Raw genomic sequence first — 17,273 nt, 5'->3', positions numbered from 1 at the left:
ACCCTAGCGGGGTGCTTGAGCGCTGCTCACGGGGGTTTGCCCGAGATCTGGGCGATCGGCGCGTCGCACTTACGATCTCGAACGTATGTTCGATAGAATGATCGCATGGCTTCCTGGTCCGAGTTTGCCGCCGACGAGCCCCGGCTCGCCGAGGCGATCCGTCTCCTCATGCAGCAGTACGGGCCGGGTTACGGCTATCTGGCGACCGTACGCGCCGACGGGGGTCCCCGGGTGCACCCCGTCTCCCCGGTGATCACCGACGACGGCCTCTTCTGCTTCATCGTCGACTCGCCCAAACGCCGCGACCTGGAACGCGACGGACGCTACGCGCTGCACTCGTTCCCGCCCGAGGAGAGCGACGACGAGGCCTACCTCGCCGGCCGGGCCCGCCCGGTCACCGACCAGGCCCGCATCGACGAACTCGCCAGCAGCCTGCGGGCCGCGCCGCACGTCGACTGGCGCATCTTCGAGTTCAGCGTCGACGTCGCCATGCTGACCCGCTACGGGCGGGGCGGCGCCGACCCGTTCGGCGACACCCGCACCGGCCGCCCCGACGTCCAGGTCTGGCTCGATCCGGCGGCGGCCGCCGCGCCGCCGGTGAGCGGCGTCGTGGCGCCCCGCCGATCACGCCGACCCCGCCGGCTCGCCGTGGTGCCCCTGAACACGCCGATACCGCTCAACACGGCGGTACCCCTCAGCGCGCCCGTGCCGGCTCCGTAGCCCGGCTCAGCGGTCGCGGTACGCCCGCCAGGCCCGCGCCATCCGTCGTACCTGGCCGGGCGTGAACTCGTGCATGCAGGCGTCGGTCGTGTAGTCCATGAAGTTGTGGATCGGGTCGGCGCCCGGATCCTGCGCGCACGAGTCCCGCCCGGTCGGGCAGCCGAACGCCGGCCCCTCCTCCGCGGGAGTGTCGGCGACCGCGTCGCCCGCGCCCGCACAACCGCCCTGGAACGTGTGGTAGAGATTCAGCCAGTGCCCGACCTCGTGCGTGGCGGTATCCCCCTCGTCGTACGGGCCGGCCGTGCCGCCGGGCAGCGACTCGGCGAGCACCACCACCCCGTCGTACCGGTCGAGCCGGCGCTCAGGGAAGGTCGCCCAGCCGAGCAGTCCCTCGCTGAGCAGTCCGGTGTAGAGATTCAACGTGCCCGGCCCACCGCTCCGGAGCATCGTCTTCATCTGCCGCTCGGCCGGGCTCTCCACCACGATCGGGTACCAGGCGGGGTGGATGACCCGGTTGATCCGGCGCAGCTCGAACCGGAACGGGGTCGGCGCCCCGCCGGTACGCCCCGAGTAGGCGTCGTTCAGCACCTTGATCTGCGCCTCGATCAGCGCCCGCGGGATGTTGCCCCCGGGCCGGGTACGGTCCTTCGCGATCACGTGCACGACGACCGGGATCCGGTACGCCCCGGGGTGCGGAAGCACGTACGGGCCCGGGCCGACCCGCTCCGCGTACGCCGCGTCGAGCGCCCGATCGCGCTCGGCCGCCTCCCCCGGGGCCAGCTCGTTCGGATCGTGCCGGCCGGCGCCGCCGGGGCGTACCTTCGCGTTGCCGGCGGCCGGCTGGAGACAGTGGTCGGCGGGCGCGGCGCTGCCGTGCGTCGTTCCCCGCGCGGCGGGTCCCTGCGCGGCGGGCCTCTGCGTCCCGAGGCCCGGTTCGGCTGCCGAGGCCGGGCGAGGATTCGCCGTCGCGGCCGTCAGCAACAGGACGACGACCGCGATCAACCGAGCGGTCCGGCCGACCGCATCCACGATGCGCTGCGCTCGCATGCCTCACCTCTTCGCTCGGGGACAGCGCGGAGGGGTGAGCACGCCACCGGGACATCTAGGACGAACGCTACCGTCCGGGGCGTACGTTTCAAACGAGGCCGTACGGTGCGGCGCGGGCCTCCGGAGGCGAGTTTCTCGGTTGAGGGGGATGCCCGGGTGCACGTCCGGGACGGACCAGGTACAGTGGGATCCGCTTGCGGGTGTAGTTCAATGGCAGAACATCAGCTTCCCAAGCTGACAGTGCGGGTTCGATTCCCGTCACCCGCTCCAACCGAAAGGCCCTGGTCAGGAAGCGATTCCTGGCACTGGGCCTTCGTTATGATCGGGAGCCGGGACGTTGGCGACGCCGGTATCGGGCGGCACACTGCCGACATGAGTTATGACCTGGCGGTGTGGGAGGGCCCCTGGCCCACTGACGAAGCTGAGGGCGGCGCCGTTTACGAACGGCTATGCGACAAGTACATGGAGGACGAGGAAGTCGCCCCCACCCCGCGCGTCCTCGCCTATGCGACGGCGTTGGCCGAACGCTGGGCGGACTTGACCGGAGTCGAGACTTCGCGTTGGGGTCCGATGATCGACAGCGTTTCCGGGCCGATGATCTATCTGACAATCCCCTACGGGAGGTCGAAGGAGTTGTCGGCCGAGGCGGCCCGACTGGCTGCCGAGCACGGTCTAGTCTGCTACGACCCACAGTGGGGGCATCTACGGCCAGCCGACGAGGAACACGAGGGCGTCGGGCCATCCACGGGCCATAAGCCGGTGTAACTCCAGGCTTCGCTGCAGAATTTGTGGCCGCCCTAGACCTGATGGCAACCGATGCCCACTCTGTCTCGGCCATGCCGAGCCCTGCGGCGGCGGTTGAGTGGGGAGCGGCGTACCTCGTCCCACCAGATGCTTGGCGGATCGGTCTCAGCTGTCGCTCGACCGGTGACTTGCGTTCCATTCATCGAGCACATGAGCAGCGTCTTCAGCGAGGAGGCACACCAGGTCCTTCGCCGAAGCGGGCCGGAATCCCTCGGTCACACCGTTGACACGGCCGGGCCGAGAGCTGAACTCACCGCAGGTTAGTTCCCGCCTCCGCAAGGCTTCGACAGTTCCTCGCCGAGTTGCTGACGCTAGCGAAGAATAAGCGCGTTGCTAGGCGTGTTGATCGGTGTCCCGGGTTTTCAGCTTTGGGAAGACGTCTTTCAACTCCCACGAGCCGCCCCCGGGTCGTTTTTCGAGGTCGCCGAAATCGTAACCCATTCGCGTCCACTGTTTCCGTAGCCATGAACGCTTTTCGGCGGAAGCCGTCAGCCAAATGTATAGAAACGGGGGGATGTCCGTGCGCCACCGTCGTGAGTCGAGACTACCCGGAAGATCGTGGCATATGTCGGCGATCATGCGGATTTCTTCGATGTAGTCCGCTGTTGGGTCCTTCGGGTCCTGTCTCAGCGCCGCCAACATACGAATCCGAAGTAACCCGTGGTGGAGCAGGCCAACTGCTGCACGTCGCGCCGCGCGCTCGCGTCGCCGCCTCGTGGTGAACACGGAGCAATCCTGCAGGCCTTCCGCTAACGGGTAAAGGCCAGGCGAGCCCACGTGTCTTGCGCTTGCCGTACGGACCGCCCCGTCACCGGGTAGTCGGCGTGTGTTGTCGGTCCGAATCCGTGGCTTGAAAGTTACGACTCGCCACCGTGTCCGAGCGCTGGGTGACCCGGGGGCGGGTCGGGAAATGAGCTCTCCGTTCAGATCTTCATCCGGCCGGAGAGCTCATTCGTACCGCGTACGGTGCGCTAGTTGTTGTTGAAGGCCCAGTTCGTCCGGCAGAAACTCCACGTACCGTTGTCGTTCTGCAGGCACACCTCGAACCCGTATTCTCTGCCCTCGACGAGGTCGAAAACGCCTCCGTCGGAGGCTCGCCTGGTGTTGCAGGTACCGTTTCCGCTGGCCATGAACGTGTAGAGCTGGACGCCGCCGGTTGTCCACACAGTACCCACAGCCGGTTTGCCGTCCGCCTGGACATCGCAGATCGTGACGATATCGCCGTAAGCCGTGAAGGACAATGTCCCGCCGGGGTTGTCGTCAGTGGTCTTGATGGTGAACAGGGGGGCCGCCTGGGCGGTGGTTGTCATCGCGAACGACGTGACGACGGCGACCAGGGACATGCCGGTGGCGGTTAGCAGGCGTCGGAGTTTCAAAGTGCATCCTTTGATAGGAATTTTGGCAGGCTGCCAGGTTGATCGTGGATCATACATATGATCTTGGTGGATGGATACCCGGCGGCAAGGCGGTGACGCGAGCGCGATCTCGGAGATTGACGCGGTAACGGCGTGATGTCGACAAGGGTTCGGCATCGGTATTCGAAATGGACGAGAGGGAACGGGGCGCGGATCATGTTGCCGACCTGCCGCAGGCTGGTGGGGCTGCCGGCGGGCGCCGCGTGGGCAGCCACACTGCGATCTTGGGCTGCCGCACTGGACGGCGCCGCCGTGCGTGATCACCTTCCCCGTCACCGCAGTAGCCCGGCCGGAAGAGGAGACGTGCCCACCTGGGACGATGCGTGGGTGAAGATCACGCGACTTATCACCCTGGAGGACGCGCCGGTCCTGGCCGAGTTGTTCCGCGTCAACCGTGAGTTCCTCGCTCCGTGGGAGCCGCTCCGGAGCGACGACTACTTCACGGCGGAGGGCCAGCAGGCCGTCATCGAAGCCGATCTCAAGCAGCATGAGCAGGGATCGAAGCTGCCCCACGTCATTCTCGACGACTCCGGTTGTGTGATCGGCCGCATCACGCTCAGCGGGATAGTGCGTGGTCCCTTCCAGTCGTGCTCCCTGGGCTACTGGGTGAGCGCCAGTCACAACGGCCGAGGGTTCGCGACCAGGGCGGTGCGCGAGATCGTACGGGTAGCCTTCGACGAGTTGGGCCTGCACCGGGTGCAGGCAGAGACCCTGCTGCACAATGCCAGCTCGCAGCGGGTGCTGGAACGCAACGGATTCGTACGGTTCGGTCTGGCGCCGGAGTACCTCAACATCGCCGGCCGGTGGCAGGACCACCTCATGTTCCAGGTCGTCAAGCCTTCCCGGTAACCGACGGAACCGAGCGCTCTCAAGGGCCTCAAGGCAGAGCGGGCCACCGACGGCCGCCGTCACCCAATCGCAAGGTTTGCTACGGTCCACGCCGTGGTTGCCGTATGGCGGATCGAGAACTACCGCCGGGCCGAGGCGCCCGTGACCGGGCTGGTCACCAAGTTCGGCGGCCAGCCCACCTGGCTCGGCCAGCCGCAGTGGCCGCTCAGCGCGGCCTGGGGTACGCCGATGCGCTTCCTGTGCCAGATCGCGCTGGAGCCGGAGCTTGTCGGCGACGGCCCCGGACGGCTCGCGTACGTCTTCGTCAGCCACGGCGACCACGGGCGCGATGTCGAGGAGTTCGACCCGGACGTCACCTTGCCGGCGGGCGGCGAGAACGGCGTGATCGTCCAGCCCGGCGCCTTCGCCCGGCCAGTCGCCCCGCTGGCCAGTGGCCCGACGCTCTACCACCAGGACGGATCACCCGCGGAGTACACGGTCGACCTGGTACGCGACGAGGATCCCGAGCCGATGTCCTCCGCGGAGTACCTCGCGCTACCGCCCGACGAGCGGGAACGCTATTTCCAGGCGCTCGACCACGACAAGATCGGCGGTACGGCCCTGCTGCACGAGGATGACTGGCCCGCGGGTGGGCCGTGGCGGCCCCTGCTGCGGCTGGCGACGAACTGGACGCCGTTTTATCTCAACCTCGGCGCCGCGCCGGTGGCGTCCGCCTTCCTCTCCGCCGACGGCCGCCAAGGCTGTCTGCTCGTCGAGGACTCGTGACCACGCCTGCGACCAGGTCCCGGCCGGTCTGCCGCTGCCGGACCGAGCCCGGCCGGTCCGCCACTGCCGACCCGAGGCCGGGCGGCGGAGCCGGAGGGTTACCGTCGCGCCCGTGGACGTCTTCGCGCTCTGGCACATCCGGCACGCTCGCAACCTCGATGGGAGCCAGACGGCCCACCGCGAACACGGCGAGCTGGTCTGGGACGAGGAGGACGGCGACGACCTCAAAATCCTCGGTGTCTACTCCAGCGAGCGGCGCGCGGAGGAGCGCATCCGCGAGGCTCGCCTCCTGCCGGGCTTCCGCGAGGAGCCGGACTGCTTCATGATCAACAGGTACGAGCTGGACGAGGACCTGTGGACGGAGGGCTTCGTCTCCGTACCTCGCGGCGACGAGTGAGACGAGTGATTCGTGCCCCGCGACGGAGAGGGTTCGCACGCGCGACGACGCACGCGCGACGACGCACGCGCGACGACGCACGCGCGTGACGCAGGTGGTTCGGGAATCGGAACGACGCAGAGGGGACCGGTGACGTGGCGGGTTGGTCCGCGATGGCGGGTACGCACGAGTTCGTGGTGCCCGACGAGGCGCGCGCCCGGGAACTGGCGCGGGCCCTGGCGGGGTACGGGTTTGCCCTGGTCACGGCCTGGCCGTCGGACGGCGACGGCTGGCGCGTGACCGCGCTCGACGAGGGACCGTATCCCGTCGACGCCGTGGGCCACCGCCAGATCGAGGCGGTCGCCCGCGCCGCCGCCGCCATCGCGCGGCAGCACGACGGCTACGGCGGCGGGGGTACCCGGTGCGATGTCAGCCAGCTGCGCGTGCTCCGTCGGCCGGACGCCCCGATCGTCGCCACCAACCCTGGCGCGCGTCCGCCGGTTCCCTCCGTCACCGTCGTCGCTCCGCCGCCCCCGGCGCCGCTGCCGCTGGCTCCCGACGACGCCGAGGACCGGCCCATCGACCTCTCCGGGCTGGACGACATCCCGTGGGCCGAGCTGGAGCACGCCCACGGCTCGGCCGAGGACGTCCCCGAACTGCTGCGGACGCTGGCGGATCCCTTCGGGAACGACTGGGACGAGGTCCTCGACGAGCTGTTCGGCGACGACCTGCTGCACCAGGGCGACTGCTACTCGGCCACCGCGCCGGCGCTGCCCTTCCTCACCCGCATGATCGTCTCCGGGGCGCTGCCCGCCAGGCAGCGACTCGACCTGTACGTGTGGTTGCTCATCGCGTCCGCTCGATGGGCGGACGGCCTGCTCGCCGACGCCGACGCCGCGCTGGTTCAGGGCCGCCGGCCCGAACCGGCGGGCTGGACCGAGGCGGTGCACCACACCGTCGGCGAGCAACTCCCGGCGCTGCTGGACCGCTGGGAGACCGAGCCGCCCGGGGTGAGGTTCGTGCTGGCGTGCCTCGCGGGGTCGTATCCCCGGTACGGCCGGCGGATCGGGGACCGGGTGCAGGCCATGGCGCGGGAGTTCGACGGCACCCGGCCGGGCGCGTACCTGCTGCTGGCCGGCGCGCTCGTGGACGGCCGGGACGATCGGGCGCTCGCGATCGCGGCCGACATCGTCGCCTGGGAGGACTCCCTCGACCCGGGCTGGCTCGATGCCGCTGGTCTCACCGCTGCCGTGAAGGCGGGTCACGTCCTCGCCGAAGGCGCGTTACGCGCCCTCAACGCCGAGTAGCGCGAGGGGTCATCCTGCGGCCGGCGGGTCGAGCCGTGAGACCTGATAGTGGTCGACGAGCCAGGCGTCGCCGACGCGGCGCACGATCACCCCGAGGTAGACGGCGATCGTCGGCCGGTCGGTGAAGGCGAAGTCGACGGTCAGGTACCCGAGGACCAGGTCCGGCGCGAGCCGCCGGGTCTCCCGGATGGTGTAGGCGGCGGTCATGCCGCGCGGCTGCGAGTCGTAGTACGCGGCGACGCCGGCGCGCCCCACGCTGTACGGGTGGAGCCCCTGGAAGATGGCGTCCGCGGTGAAGACCGCGGCGACCCCCTGCGGGTCGTGCGCGTCGACGGCCGCCTTCCATCGGTCGAGGGCGCCGCGCAGCGCGGTCTGTTCGTCGGTCGGGGCATTGGTCATGTCGGTTCTCCTGTCGATGCCGGCTCTCCGGACGCGCCGTCGTGCCGGGTGGCGATCTCGATTCTGGGTCCACGGCGCGGCGCGGCGGCCGCGATGACGGTCACCCGTACCAGCGGGTGGCTACGAGTTCCTGAGCGCGGGGTCGTTCGGGTGCGGCGAGAGCGGGGTCACGGTGTCGCGGCGCCAGACGCGTAGCGGCATCGTCTCCAGCACCCGTTCGAGCTGCTCGGCGTCGTCGGCGCGGAACAGGCCCCAGGTGCGCCACTCGCCCGGCCCCAGCGGCGGCCGCCACAGCCGGAGCAGGTGTCCCTGTTCGGCGAGCCGCGCCGAGTTGGCTGCCTCGCGCGCCCGGATCTCGTCGACCTCCTCCTCGCTGGTTCCCGCGGGCACGGTGGTCACCATCTCGACAAAGAACTCCATGAAAACTCCTGACCAGGTAATTCTTCCTTGGTCGGAGGATATGTTCGGCGCGGCCCCGCCACCCCACCGACCCGGTGACCCTCGTCCCGTCAGCGGGGGCGCAGGATGGCGGCGCCGGGAATCACGGCGCGGGGGCGCGGGTGGCGGCGCCGGGAATCACAGCGGCGAGGGATCGTCCCGCAGCCGGCTGTAGAAGTATCCGTCGCACCAGCGACCGTCGCGGAACTCGCAGGCGCGTACCACGCCCTCCAGCTGGAACCCGGCCTTCACCAGGGACTTCTGCTCCGCGATGTTCTCCGGATGGGTGCCGGCCTGGATGCGCTGCAACGGCGTGTGCGTGAACAGGTAGTCGCAGAGCATCGCCTGGGCGCGCCAGCCGATCCCGCGCCCCCGCCACTCCGGCAGCAGCACGATGCCGATCTCCCAGTGCTTGGTCGGACCGCCGAAGTCCCGCAACGACCAGTCCACGAACCCGGCCGCGACCCGTTCCCGCTCCACCTCGACCATGAGGCGGCTGTGCTCCGTACCGAGGTAGCCGTCGGTGGCGAACCGCCGCGCCGGACCCTGGGCGTCCCGGAAGCCGGTCCAGTCCAGGCCGATGAGCCCCGGTTCCGTCGCGAACCGGCGGAACATGGCCAGGTCCTCCTCGACCACGGGCCGTAGTCGAATTTCGATCTCACTCACGTCGCCGCCCCCGTTCGCGCCAGCCGCGGAACACCGGTCCGGGGCAACGGTACCGATGCCGCGCGAGCGCGCTACGGCGCCTCCGCCACGACCAGCCGGTAGACCCGGGAGTCGCGCGGTTGGAAGCCGAGCCGTTCGTACAGCCGGTTCGCCGCCTCCCGGGACGGCCGCGAGGTGAGATCGACGGTACGGGCGCCGGCGGCCGTGGCCAGCGTGACGGCCTCCCGGGTCAGCGCCGCCCCGACGCCGCGACCGCGGGCGGACTCGTCGACGACGACGTCCTCGATCCGGGCCCGGGTCCCGGTCGGGATGGGGAACACCACCAACGTCAGCGCGCCGACGATCTCACCCTCCGACCGGGCGATCAGGAGGGTGTTCCCCTCCCGCTCCACCAGCCTGACCAGCGCCGTCAGGTCGAGCGGCGGGGCGGACCGGGACAGCTGCGGGATGAGGCGGGCGAGTCCGCGTACCACCTCGTCGGTGGCGACCCGGACGGCCTGGATCTCGACGGTCATGATCGCAACCATAGCGACCGGAGGGCCGCGCTCGTGGCGCGACCGGACGCGTCGGCCCGCGCGCCGCCCGGGAGGCGCGGCTGCCGCCGTCACCAGCGGTGACGGCGGCAGCGGGGTGTGGTCTCCGGGTACGGCTGGGCGCGGTCGGCTCAGAAACCGGCCACCGCGTGTGGGGTGTACGGGGATTCCAACTGCTTCACCTCGTCGTCGGTCAGCTCGATGTCGAGCGAGGCCAGCGCGTCGGTGAGGTGCTCCGGCGTGCGCGCGCCGAAGATCGGGGCGGAGACGACGGGATTGCGGGAGACCCAGGCGAGCGCGATCTGGGCCCGCGAGACGCCGCGGGCGGCGGCCACCGAGGCGACCGCCTGGACGATCGCCCGGTCGCTCTCCTGCTGGCCGTAGAGCTTGCGGCCGAACTCGTCGGTCTCCGACCGCTCGGTCACCTCGTCCCAGTCCCGGGTGAGGCGGCCGCGCGCGAGCGGGCTCCACGGGATGGACGCGACCTGCTCGTCGGCGCAGAGCGGCAGCATCTCCCGCTCTTCCTCCCGGTTGAGCAGGTTGTAGTGGTTCTGCATGGTGACGAAGCGGGTCCAGCCGTGCAGGCGCTGCAGGTGCAGGGCCTTGCTGAACTGCCAGGCCCACATGGACGAGGCGCCGATGTACCGGGCCTTGCCCAACTTCACCACGTCGTGCAGCGCCTCCAGCGTCTCCTCCAGCGGCACGGTCGGGTCGAAGCGGTGGATCTGGTAGAGGTCGACGTAGTCGGTGCCGAGCCGGGTGAGGCTGGCGTCGATCTCCGCGAAGATCGCCTTGCGGGAGAGCCCGCCCCCGTTGGGGCCGGGACGCATGACCCCGTGGACCTTGGTGGCGAGGACGATCTCGTCGCGGTTGGCGAAGTCCCTGAGGGCCCGCCCGACGATCTCCTCGCTGGACCCGGCCGAGTAGACGTTCGCGGTGTCGAAGAAGTTGACGCCGGCCTCGATCGCCTGCTTGATCAGCGGGCGGCTCTCCTCTTCCGGCAGCGACCAGGGGTGGTTGCCGCGGTTCGGCTCGCCGTAGGTCATGCAGCCGAGGCAGAGGGGGGAGATGTCGAGTCCGGTGTTGCCGAGCTTGACGTACTGCATGGATTCGGACTCCAGTCGCTGAGGGGATTACCTGTCGTCCAGGGCGGTCTAGCTGTTGATCATTGTGGTGGAAACGTCCCAGAGCCGCACGGCTGCCTCCGGGTCCAACGCGTACGCGGCGACGCCCCGCCGTACGCCGGGCCGGTGCGGCTCCGCCTCCTCGCAGTCCTCGAAGTACCGGCCACCGACCCCGGCGACCAGCGGTGACGCGGCGAGCAGTACGGAGGTCGCGGCGCCCTGCTCCGGGCTCTTCTCCGACACCCCGGCGCTGGTCGAGCGGGCCGAGGCGAGAGCCACCTCCTGGTCGAGGTGACGGGTGAGCCCGGTGCTCATGATGCGGCCCGGGTTCAGCGCGTTCGCGGTGATCCCGTCGGCGGCCCAGCGCCGGCTCGCCTCGACCGCGAAGAGCACGTTGGCCGTCTTGGACTGCCCGTACGCCACGAACGGCTCGTACGGGCGCCGCTCGAAGTTGATGTCGTCGAAGTCGACGCCGGCGACCGTGTGCCCCACCGAGCTGACCGAGACGATCCGGGCGTCGCCGGCCGCGGCGAGCGCGCCGTGTAGGCCGGTGGCGAGCGCGAAGTGGCCGAGGTGGTTGGTGGCGAACTGCAGTTCCCAGCCGTCGGCGGTACGCCGCAGCGGCGGGGCCATGACGCCGGCGTTGTTGACGAGGATGTGCAGCGGTCCGTGCCAGCCGCCGACGAAGTCCGCGACCGACGCCCGGTCGGCGAGGTCGAGCGGAGCGACCAGGAGCCTGCGGTTGCCGGTACCGGCGGTGATCTCCGCGGCGGTGCGCCGGCCCGCCTCGACGTCCCGTACCGCCAGGGTGACCTCGGCGCCGGCGCGGGCCAGCGCGCGGGCGGTCGCCACGCCGATGCCGGAGGCGCCGCCGGTGACGATCGCGCGCCGGCCGGCCAGGTCGACGCCGGCGATGACCTCGTCCGCCGTGGATTCGGCCCCGAAGGGTGTGCTGATACGGCTGTCGCTCACGGTGCTCCCGTTTCCGCCGGCGCGATTCGCCGGCCCACGGCGGGGCCCACCCGGCCGGCCCTGGTCAGGGTACCGATGACCGGGCTCCCGGGCGTGGCATCGGATATCCGGAGAGGGTTCTCCGCTACGCCTCCGAGACTAGTCCGCGCCTCCCTCCCGCATCAAGTCCATCTGGAGGCAACCCTCCGGTCCGGCCGCCGGCCTGCGGCGCGGCGCGGCACCGCGCACCGTCCTGGCACCGCGCACCGTCCTGGCACCGTCCGGCCGGCGTGCCGCCGTCCGGCACCGCGTAGGCTGCCGATCATGCGCGTCGGCATCGTCATCCTTCCTGACCAGCGCTGGTCCGAGGCGGAGCACCGCTGGCGGCAGGCGGAGCGCTGGGGCTTCGACCACGCCTGGACGTACGACCACATCGGCTGGCGGGACCTCGTCGACGGCCCCTGGTTCGACGCCGTACCGACGCTGACCGCCGCGGCGACGGTGACCTCGCGGATCCGGCTCGGCACCCTGGTCGCCTCGCCGAACTTCCGGCACCCAGTGCACTTCGCCCGCCAGGTCACCGCCCTCGACGACGTCTCCGGCGGCCGGCTGCTGCTCGGCCTCGGGGCCGGCGGCATCGGGTTCGACGCCGAGGTCCTCGGCGGCCAGACGCTGCCGCCCCGCCGCCGCGTCGACCGGTACGGCGAGTTCACCGAGCTGCTGGACCTGGTGCTGCGCTCGGACGGCGTCACCTGGCGCGGCGAGTACTACGCGGCGGTCGACGCGCGGAGCAACCCCGGCTGTGTGCAGCGCCCCCGGGTGCCGTTCGTGGTCGCCGCCAACGGGCCTCGCTCGATGCGGCTGGCGGCCCGGTACGGCCAGGGCTGGGTGACCACCGGGGCCGACGCCGACGACCTGGACGGATGGTGGCGTTCGGTGGCCGAGCTGAGCGGTCGGCTCGACAAGGTGCTCGCGGCGACCGGCCGTGACCCGGCCACGCTGGACCGGTACCTCTCCCTCGACGCGGCGCCGCTCTTCTCGCTCTCCAGCGTCGGGTACTTCACCGAGGCGGTCGGCCGGGCGGCCGAGCTGGGCTTTACCGACGTGATCACGCACTGGCCGCGCCGGTCCAGCTGGTACGCCGGGGACGAGGCCGTACTCGAACGGGTGGCGACCGAGGTCCTGCCCCAGTTGCGGCAATCCGCCTGACTTTCAACGCCGGCAGATCGAGGGACTGCGCGCCGATCCGGGCGGGAGCCCGTTAGGCCGTGTCGGCGCGGTCGGGATCGAGCGCGTCGGCGGTGAGCAACGCGTGCAGCCGCAGCTCGGCCACCAGCTCGGGCGGGCAGTCGGCGACCACGGCCGCGGTGCCGACCGGCTCGGCGCCGCGCGCCGCGATCAGCCGGTGCAGGGCGCGCGCCTGCGCGCCCGTGGCGATCCAGTCGTCGACCACCAGCACCCGGTCGCCGGGGGTGAGGTGGCGGTCGCGCACCCCGAGGCGCAGCCGCCGGCCGCGGTAGTCCGCGTCCGTCTCGGCCCAGGTCGTCGGCTCGGCGATCCAACGGTCGCCGCCGTCCTTGTACGCGGGGACGAAGCCGGCGCCGAGCGCGACCGCGACCAGCGGCCCGAGCAGCAGTCCGGTGACCTCGGGAGAGACGACGACGGTGGGGCGGTCGGCCCGGAACGGCTCGGCCAGCGCCGGACCGAGTCCGGCCAGTATCTCCGCGTCCCGCCACCACCCGGAGACGTCGCTGACCAGGTGCGTGACGTCCGGACCGGGGTCGATCCAGCGGAACCGCCGGGCGAGTCTCTTGCCGAGGTCGATGCCCACCCCACCCATCCTGACGTCGATGGGCACGTCCGACCCAGGCGGGGTCGGATGATCGGCTACACGTTTCCCCTCAAATCGCCGCGAATCGGCATGATCAGGTTGACCTTCGAAGTGCGGCACTGGCTACGGTCCACCGATCTTGTTGTCCTCGGAGGGAGAGGTCGGTGGGAAAGCACAGCCGTAGCCGGATCTTCAGGTCGCCGGCCGGACTCGCGGCCACCGCGGCGGTGGGCGCGGCCCTCGCGGTCGGCGGCACGGTCGGCGGCATCCACCTGGCCGCGGGCGGTACGGACAGCGCCAGCCCGACCGTGGCCACCGCGGTCGCCACCGTCGAGCCGGCCGGAGCGACGCCGACGGCCACCGCGACCGCGACCGCGACGCCGAGCGCCACCGCGGCCCCGACCAGCCCGGCCGCGACCCGCTCCCCGCAGCACGCCTCGCGGGGCATCGCCCGCAAGCCCTCGCCGACCCCGACGGTCAAGAAGACCGTCAAGCCGAGCCCCAAGGTGGTCAGCAGCGGGTCCTGCGGCGCGTCCTTCTACGACGAGGGGCAGATGACCGCCAACGGGGAGACGTTCGACCCGGACGCGCTCACCGCCGCGCACAAGACCCTGCCCTTCAACACCCGGGTACGCGTCACCAACCCCGCCAACGGCAAGTCCGTGGTGGTACGGATCAACGACCGCGGGCCGTACGTCGACGGGCGCTGCCTCGACCTGTCCCGGGCGGCGTTCCAGGCGATCGCGCCGCTGAGCCAGGGCGAGGCGACCGTACGGTACGAAGTTCTCGGCTGACCCGGTGTGACGACCGGTGAGCCGTTCGGCGCCGGTCGCTCTGGTTCGCGGGGCAGCCAGGTGGACAGAACCGGGTCGGACGAGGGGTCAACTTCGTTCAATCGCCCTCGTCTATCGGGCATGCTGTTTCGCGTACCCATGCAACTGATGCCGACGGGCCGCCGCCCGCTGAGTACCGGATCCCGCGCCAGCCTGGGCGCGGCCCTCGTGTTGCTCGCGTTCGTCTCCGCGCTCGAACTGGCCGACGGTCCGGTAACCAACTGGATCGGCCTGGCCGCCGTGGCGCCGTTCCTCGCCGCCCCCTTCGCGTCCTGGCGCATGGTGGTCGGGGTGGGCGCGGCGGCGACGGTGATCGGCCTCGCCTTCGCCCTCACCGCCCGGACGATCCCGCTGGTGACCGGGGTGAACGTGGTCACGATCGTGTTCGCCACGGCGATCGGAGTGGCGGTCGCGCTCATCCGGCAGCGCAAGGACGAGCGGATCGGGGAGCTGTCGAAGCTCGCGTCGGTGGCGCAGCAGGCGGTGCTCCGCCCGCTCGGGCCGAGGGTCGGGTCGCTCGCCGTCGCGGGGCACTACATCTCCTCGACCGCCGCCGCCGACATCGGCGGTGACCTGTACGAGGCCATCGACACCCCGTACGGCGTGCGGATCCTGATCGGTGACGTACGGGGCAAGGGGCTGGACGCGGTCCGGCTCGCCAGCATCGTCCTCGGCTCGTACCGGCACGTCGCGTACGAGCGCGCCGACCTGCGCGCGATCGTCACCGACCTGGACCGGGCGGTGGCCCGCAGCGTGGGCGACGAGGACTTCGTCACCGCCGCGCTGGTCGAGGAGCGGGGCGGCACCCTGACGATCGTCAACTGTGGCCATCCGGCACCGCTGCTGCTGCGCCGGGGACGGGTGATCACACTGGAGCCCCCGGCCCCGGCGCCGCCGCTGGGCTTCATGCCGGTGGTGCAGCCACGGGTCGAACGGCTGGAGCCCGGCGACCGGCTGCTGCTGTTCACGGACGGCCTGGGTGAGGCGCGCCGGGACGGCGAGTTCTTCCCGACGGTGGACCGGGCGTGGCGACTGCTGGGGCACGGTACGGTCGCGGACGGCCTCGCCTCGCTGGAGAGCGCGCTGATCGAGTGGGTGCACGGCCGGCTCGACGACGATATCGCGCTGGTACTGCTGGAGTATTCGGGCCAGCGTGCGGCCAGCACGGCGGTACCGAGCTGGGAGGTCGGCGCCGCCGACGGCTGAGCGCGGCGTCTCCGGGCGCCGGGCGGGACGAGCGCTCGTGTAACGCGCGTCACCTCGGCCGTTAACTTGTCCTTAGCTACCGGCCAGTAATATGGTGGGGGTTACTGATCGGTAACGCGTGTCCGGAAGCGGGGGCCAGCAACATGACCCACTACAAGAGCAACCTTCGGGACCTGGAGTTCAACCTCTTCGAGGTGTTCGGTGCGGACCGGACGTTCGGCCAGGAGCCGTACACCGAGATCGACGCCGACACGGCCCGGAGCATCCTCGCCGAGGTGGACCGGCTGGCCCACGAGGTGCTCGCCCCGAGTTACACCGACGGCGACCGTAATCCCCCGGTCTTCGACCCGGCCACGCACAGCGCGCCGCTGCCGGAGTCGTTCAAGAAGTCGTACCGCACCTTCATGGAGTCGGAGTTCTGGCGGCTGGACCTCCCCGCCGACCTCGACGGTACGAACGCCCCCCGCGCGCTCTGGTGGTCCCTCGCCGAGCTGGTGCTCGGCTCGAACGCCCCGATCTGGATGTACGCCTCCGGGCCGTCCTTCGCCACCACGCTGTACCGCGAGGGGACCGAGCGGCAGAAGAAGTGGGCGAAGCTCTTCGTCGAGAAGCAGTGGGGCTCCTCGATGGTGCTGACCGAGCCGGACGCCGGCTCCGACGTCGGCGCCGGCCGTACCCGGGCCGTCCCGCAGCCCGACGGCTCCTGGCACATCGAGGGCGTCAAGCGGTTCATCACCTCGGGCGAGCACGACCTGACCGAGAACATCGTCCACTACGTACTGGCCCGGCCGGTCGGCGTGGAGGGTGCCGGCGGCCCGGGCACCAAGGGCCTGTCGCTCTTCATCGTGCCGAAGTTCCACTTCGACGAGGAGACCGGCGAGCTGGGCGAGCGCAACGGCGTCTTCGCCACCAACGTCGAGCACAAGATGGGGCTCAAGGTCTCCAACACGTGCGAGCTGACCTTCGGCGAGCACGGGGTGCCGGCGAAGGGCTGGCTGATGGGCGACGTGCACGACGGCATCCGGCAGATGTTCCTGATCATCGAGTACGCCCGGATGATGGTCGGCACCAAGGCGATCGCCACCCTCTCCAGCGGTTACCTGAACGCGCTGGAGTACGCCAAGAACCGGGTGCAGGGCGCCGACCTCCTCGCCTCCGGCGACCGTACGGCTCCCCGGGTCACCATCACCCACCACCCGGACGTACGCCGTTCGCTGATGCTGCAGAAGTCGTACGCCGAGGGGCTGCGGGCGCTGGTCTGCTACACGGCGAGCTGGCAGGACCGGGTCAACCTGGCCACGGCGGCCGGGGACGAGAAGGCGGTCAAGCTCGCCAAGCGGGTCAACGACCTCCTCCTGCCCCTGGTCAAGGGGTGCGGCTCGGAGCGGGCGTACGAACTGCTCGGCCACGAGTCGCTCCAGACGTACGGCGGCTCCGGCTTCCTCCAGGACTACCCGCTGGAGCAGTACGTCCGCGACTCGAAGATCGACACTCTGTACGAGGGCACGACCGCGATCCAGAGCCTCGACCTCTTCTTCCGGAAGATCGTCAAGGACGGCGGCAAGGCGCTGCTCACGGTGGCCACCGAGATCCAGGCATTCCTGGCGGCCGAGGGCGGCAACGGCCAGCTCAAGGAGGAGCGCGTCGCGCTCGGCAAGGCGCTGGCCGAGGTGCAGACCATCGTCGGCACCATGACCGGCTGGCTCGCCGAGGTGCAGGCCGGCGAGCCGCGCGCGGTCTACAAGGTCGGTCTCAGTAGCCGGCGGTTGCTGCTGGCGGTGGGTGACCTGATGGTCGGCTGGCTGCTGCAGCGGCAGGCCGAGGTGGCGCTGGGCGCGCTGGCCGGCGAGGTCTCGGCCAGCGACAAGTCGTTCTACGAGGGCAAGGTGGCCGCGGCGCGGTTCTTCGCCCGTGAGGTGCTGCCCCGCATCGGCGCGGACCGCCGGATCATCGAGTCGACCACCCTCGACGTGATGGACCTGCCGGAGGAAGCGTTCTGACCGCTGCCG

At 70.7% G+C, this 17,273-nt stretch carries 19 protein-coding genes and 1 tRNA gene; 11 read left to right on the top strand and 9 right to left on the bottom strand.

Annotated features, from left to right (window positions below):
* Positions 1-105 precede the first annotated feature (105 nt).
* On the top strand, positions 106-720 hold the full coding sequence (locus AB0J86_RS02020) for a pyridoxamine 5'-phosphate oxidase family protein (protein WP_363850992.1): 615 nt from the start codon (positions 106-108) through the stop codon (positions 718-720).
* A gap of 6 nt (positions 721-726) precedes the next feature.
* Here the strand turns inward: AB0J86_RS02020 and AB0J86_RS02015 are convergent, their stop codons facing one another.
* Positions 727-1,767 carry a zinc metalloprotease gene (locus AB0J86_RS02015; RefSeq protein ID WP_363850990.1) on the bottom strand — a complete coding sequence of 347 codons (1,041 nt, stop codon included), beginning with the start codon at positions 1,765-1,767 and terminating at the stop codon, positions 727-729.
* A 196-nt stretch (positions 1,768-1,963) separates the two neighbouring features.
* On the opposite strand from AB0J86_RS02015, the gene AB0J86_RS02010 reads away from it, so the two are divergent.
* Both AB0J86_RS02010 and AB0J86_RS02005 read left to right on the top strand, forming a co-directional pair.
* A tRNA-Gly gene (locus AB0J86_RS02010) sits at positions 1,964-2,037 on the top strand.
* Between the two features lie 102 nt (positions 2,038-2,139).
* Complete coding sequence (locus tag AB0J86_RS02005; RefSeq protein WP_363850988.1) at positions 2,140-2,532, top strand: hypothetical protein; 393 nt, start codon at positions 2,140-2,142, stop codon at positions 2,530-2,532.
* Between the two features lie 1,010 nt (positions 2,533-3,542).
* On the opposite strand, the gene AB0J86_RS02000 is transcribed toward AB0J86_RS02005, so the two are convergent.
* Complete coding sequence (locus AB0J86_RS02000; protein ID WP_363850986.1) at positions 3,543-3,914, bottom strand: hypothetical protein; 372 nt, start codon at positions 3,912-3,914, stop codon at positions 3,543-3,545.
* Between the two features lie 399 nt (positions 3,915-4,313).
* Between AB0J86_RS02000 and AB0J86_RS01995 the strand changes: the two genes are divergently transcribed.
* From AB0J86_RS01995 to AB0J86_RS01980, 4 genes are all read left to right on the top strand, one after another.
* Complete coding sequence (locus tag AB0J86_RS01995) at positions 4,314-4,835, top strand: GNAT family protein (protein ID WP_363851611.1); 522 nt, start codon at positions 4,314-4,316, stop codon at positions 4,833-4,835.
* Between the two features lie 93 nt (positions 4,836-4,928).
* Positions 4,929-5,600, top strand: coding sequence for a hypothetical protein (locus AB0J86_RS01990; protein ID WP_363850983.1), 672 nt, complete (start codon positions 4,929-4,931; stop codon positions 5,598-5,600).
* Positions 5,601-5,712: 112 nt separating this feature from the next.
* Positions 5,713-5,997, top strand: a complete 285-nt coding sequence (locus AB0J86_RS01985) for a hypothetical protein (protein WP_363850980.1) — start codon at positions 5,713-5,715, stop codon at positions 5,995-5,997.
* 152 nt (positions 5,998-6,149) lie between these two features.
* A complete protein-coding gene (locus AB0J86_RS01980) occupies positions 6,150-7,283 on the top strand; it encodes a hypothetical protein (protein ID WP_363850978.1) in 1,134 nt (377 codons plus the stop codon).
* A gap of 9 nt (positions 7,284-7,292) precedes the next feature.
* Here the strand turns inward: AB0J86_RS01980 and AB0J86_RS01975 are convergent, their stop codons facing one another.
* The 6 genes from AB0J86_RS01975 to AB0J86_RS01950 form a co-directional block, all read right to left on the bottom strand.
* Positions 7,293-7,682: an SgcJ/EcaC family oxidoreductase gene (locus tag AB0J86_RS01975; RefSeq protein ID WP_363850975.1), complete on the bottom strand. Its 390-nt coding sequence runs from the start codon at positions 7,680-7,682 to the stop codon at positions 7,293-7,295.
* Positions 7,683-7,802: 120 nt separating this feature from the next.
* On the bottom strand, positions 7,803-8,102 hold the full coding sequence (locus AB0J86_RS01970; protein WP_363850972.1) for a muconolactone Delta-isomerase family protein: 300 nt from the start codon (positions 8,100-8,102) through the stop codon (positions 7,803-7,805).
* A gap of 156 nt (positions 8,103-8,258) precedes the next feature.
* Complete coding sequence (locus tag AB0J86_RS01965) at positions 8,259-8,786, bottom strand: GNAT family protein (RefSeq protein WP_363850969.1); 528 nt, start codon at positions 8,784-8,786, stop codon at positions 8,259-8,261.
* Positions 8,787-8,857: 71 nt separating this feature from the next.
* Positions 8,858-9,301: a GNAT family N-acetyltransferase gene (locus AB0J86_RS01960; RefSeq protein ID WP_363850966.1), complete on the bottom strand. Its 444-nt coding sequence runs from the start codon at positions 9,299-9,301 to the stop codon at positions 8,858-8,860.
* Positions 9,302-9,450: 149 nt separating this feature from the next.
* Entirely contained in the window at positions 9,451-10,425 is a 975-nt protein-coding gene (locus tag AB0J86_RS01955; protein WP_363850963.1) for an aldo/keto reductase, read from the bottom strand.
* Positions 10,426-10,473: 48 nt separating this feature from the next.
* Positions 10,474-11,415 carry an SDR family NAD(P)-dependent oxidoreductase gene (locus AB0J86_RS01950; protein WP_363850961.1) on the bottom strand — a complete coding sequence of 314 codons (942 nt, stop codon included), beginning with the start codon at positions 11,413-11,415 and terminating at the stop codon, positions 10,474-10,476.
* Positions 11,416-11,718: 303 nt separating this feature from the next.
* Here AB0J86_RS01950 and AB0J86_RS01945 point away from each other — a divergent pair, with 303 nt between their 5' ends.
* Positions 11,719-12,603, top strand: a complete 885-nt coding sequence (locus AB0J86_RS01945) for an LLM class flavin-dependent oxidoreductase (RefSeq protein WP_363850958.1) — start codon at positions 11,719-11,721, stop codon at positions 12,601-12,603.
* Between the two features lie 52 nt (positions 12,604-12,655).
* Here the strand turns inward: AB0J86_RS01945 and AB0J86_RS01940 are convergent, their stop codons facing one another.
* Positions 12,656-13,234, bottom strand: coding sequence for a phosphoribosyltransferase family protein (locus AB0J86_RS01940; RefSeq protein ID WP_363851608.1), 579 nt, complete (start codon positions 13,232-13,234; stop codon positions 12,656-12,658).
* A gap of 155 nt (positions 13,235-13,389) precedes the next feature.
* Here AB0J86_RS01940 and AB0J86_RS01935 point away from each other — a divergent pair, with 155 nt between their 5' ends.
* The 3 genes from AB0J86_RS01935 (at position 13,390) to AB0J86_RS01925 (ending at position 17,264) form a co-directional block, all read left to right on the top strand.
* Positions 13,390-14,019, top strand: coding sequence for a septal ring lytic transglycosylase RlpA family protein (locus tag AB0J86_RS01935; RefSeq protein WP_363850955.1), 630 nt, complete (start codon positions 13,390-13,392; stop codon positions 14,017-14,019).
* Between the two features lie 120 nt (positions 14,020-14,139).
* Positions 14,140-15,264, top strand: a complete 1,125-nt coding sequence (locus AB0J86_RS01930) for a PP2C family protein-serine/threonine phosphatase (protein WP_363850952.1) — start codon at positions 14,140-14,142, stop codon at positions 15,262-15,264.
* Positions 15,265-15,407: 143 nt separating this feature from the next.
* Positions 15,408-17,264, top strand: a complete 1,857-nt coding sequence (locus AB0J86_RS01925) for an acyl-CoA dehydrogenase (protein WP_363850949.1) — start codon at positions 15,408-15,410, stop codon at positions 17,262-17,264.
* The last annotated feature ends 9 nt before the right edge of the window (positions 17,265-17,273 follow it).

It is taken from the genome of Micromonospora sp. NPDC049559, assembly GCF_040676675.1.
Lineage (GTDB): Bacteria > Actinomycetota > Actinomycetes > Mycobacteriales > Micromonosporaceae > JBFAPK01.
This window is presented reverse-complemented; position numbering and strand designations above follow the sequence as displayed.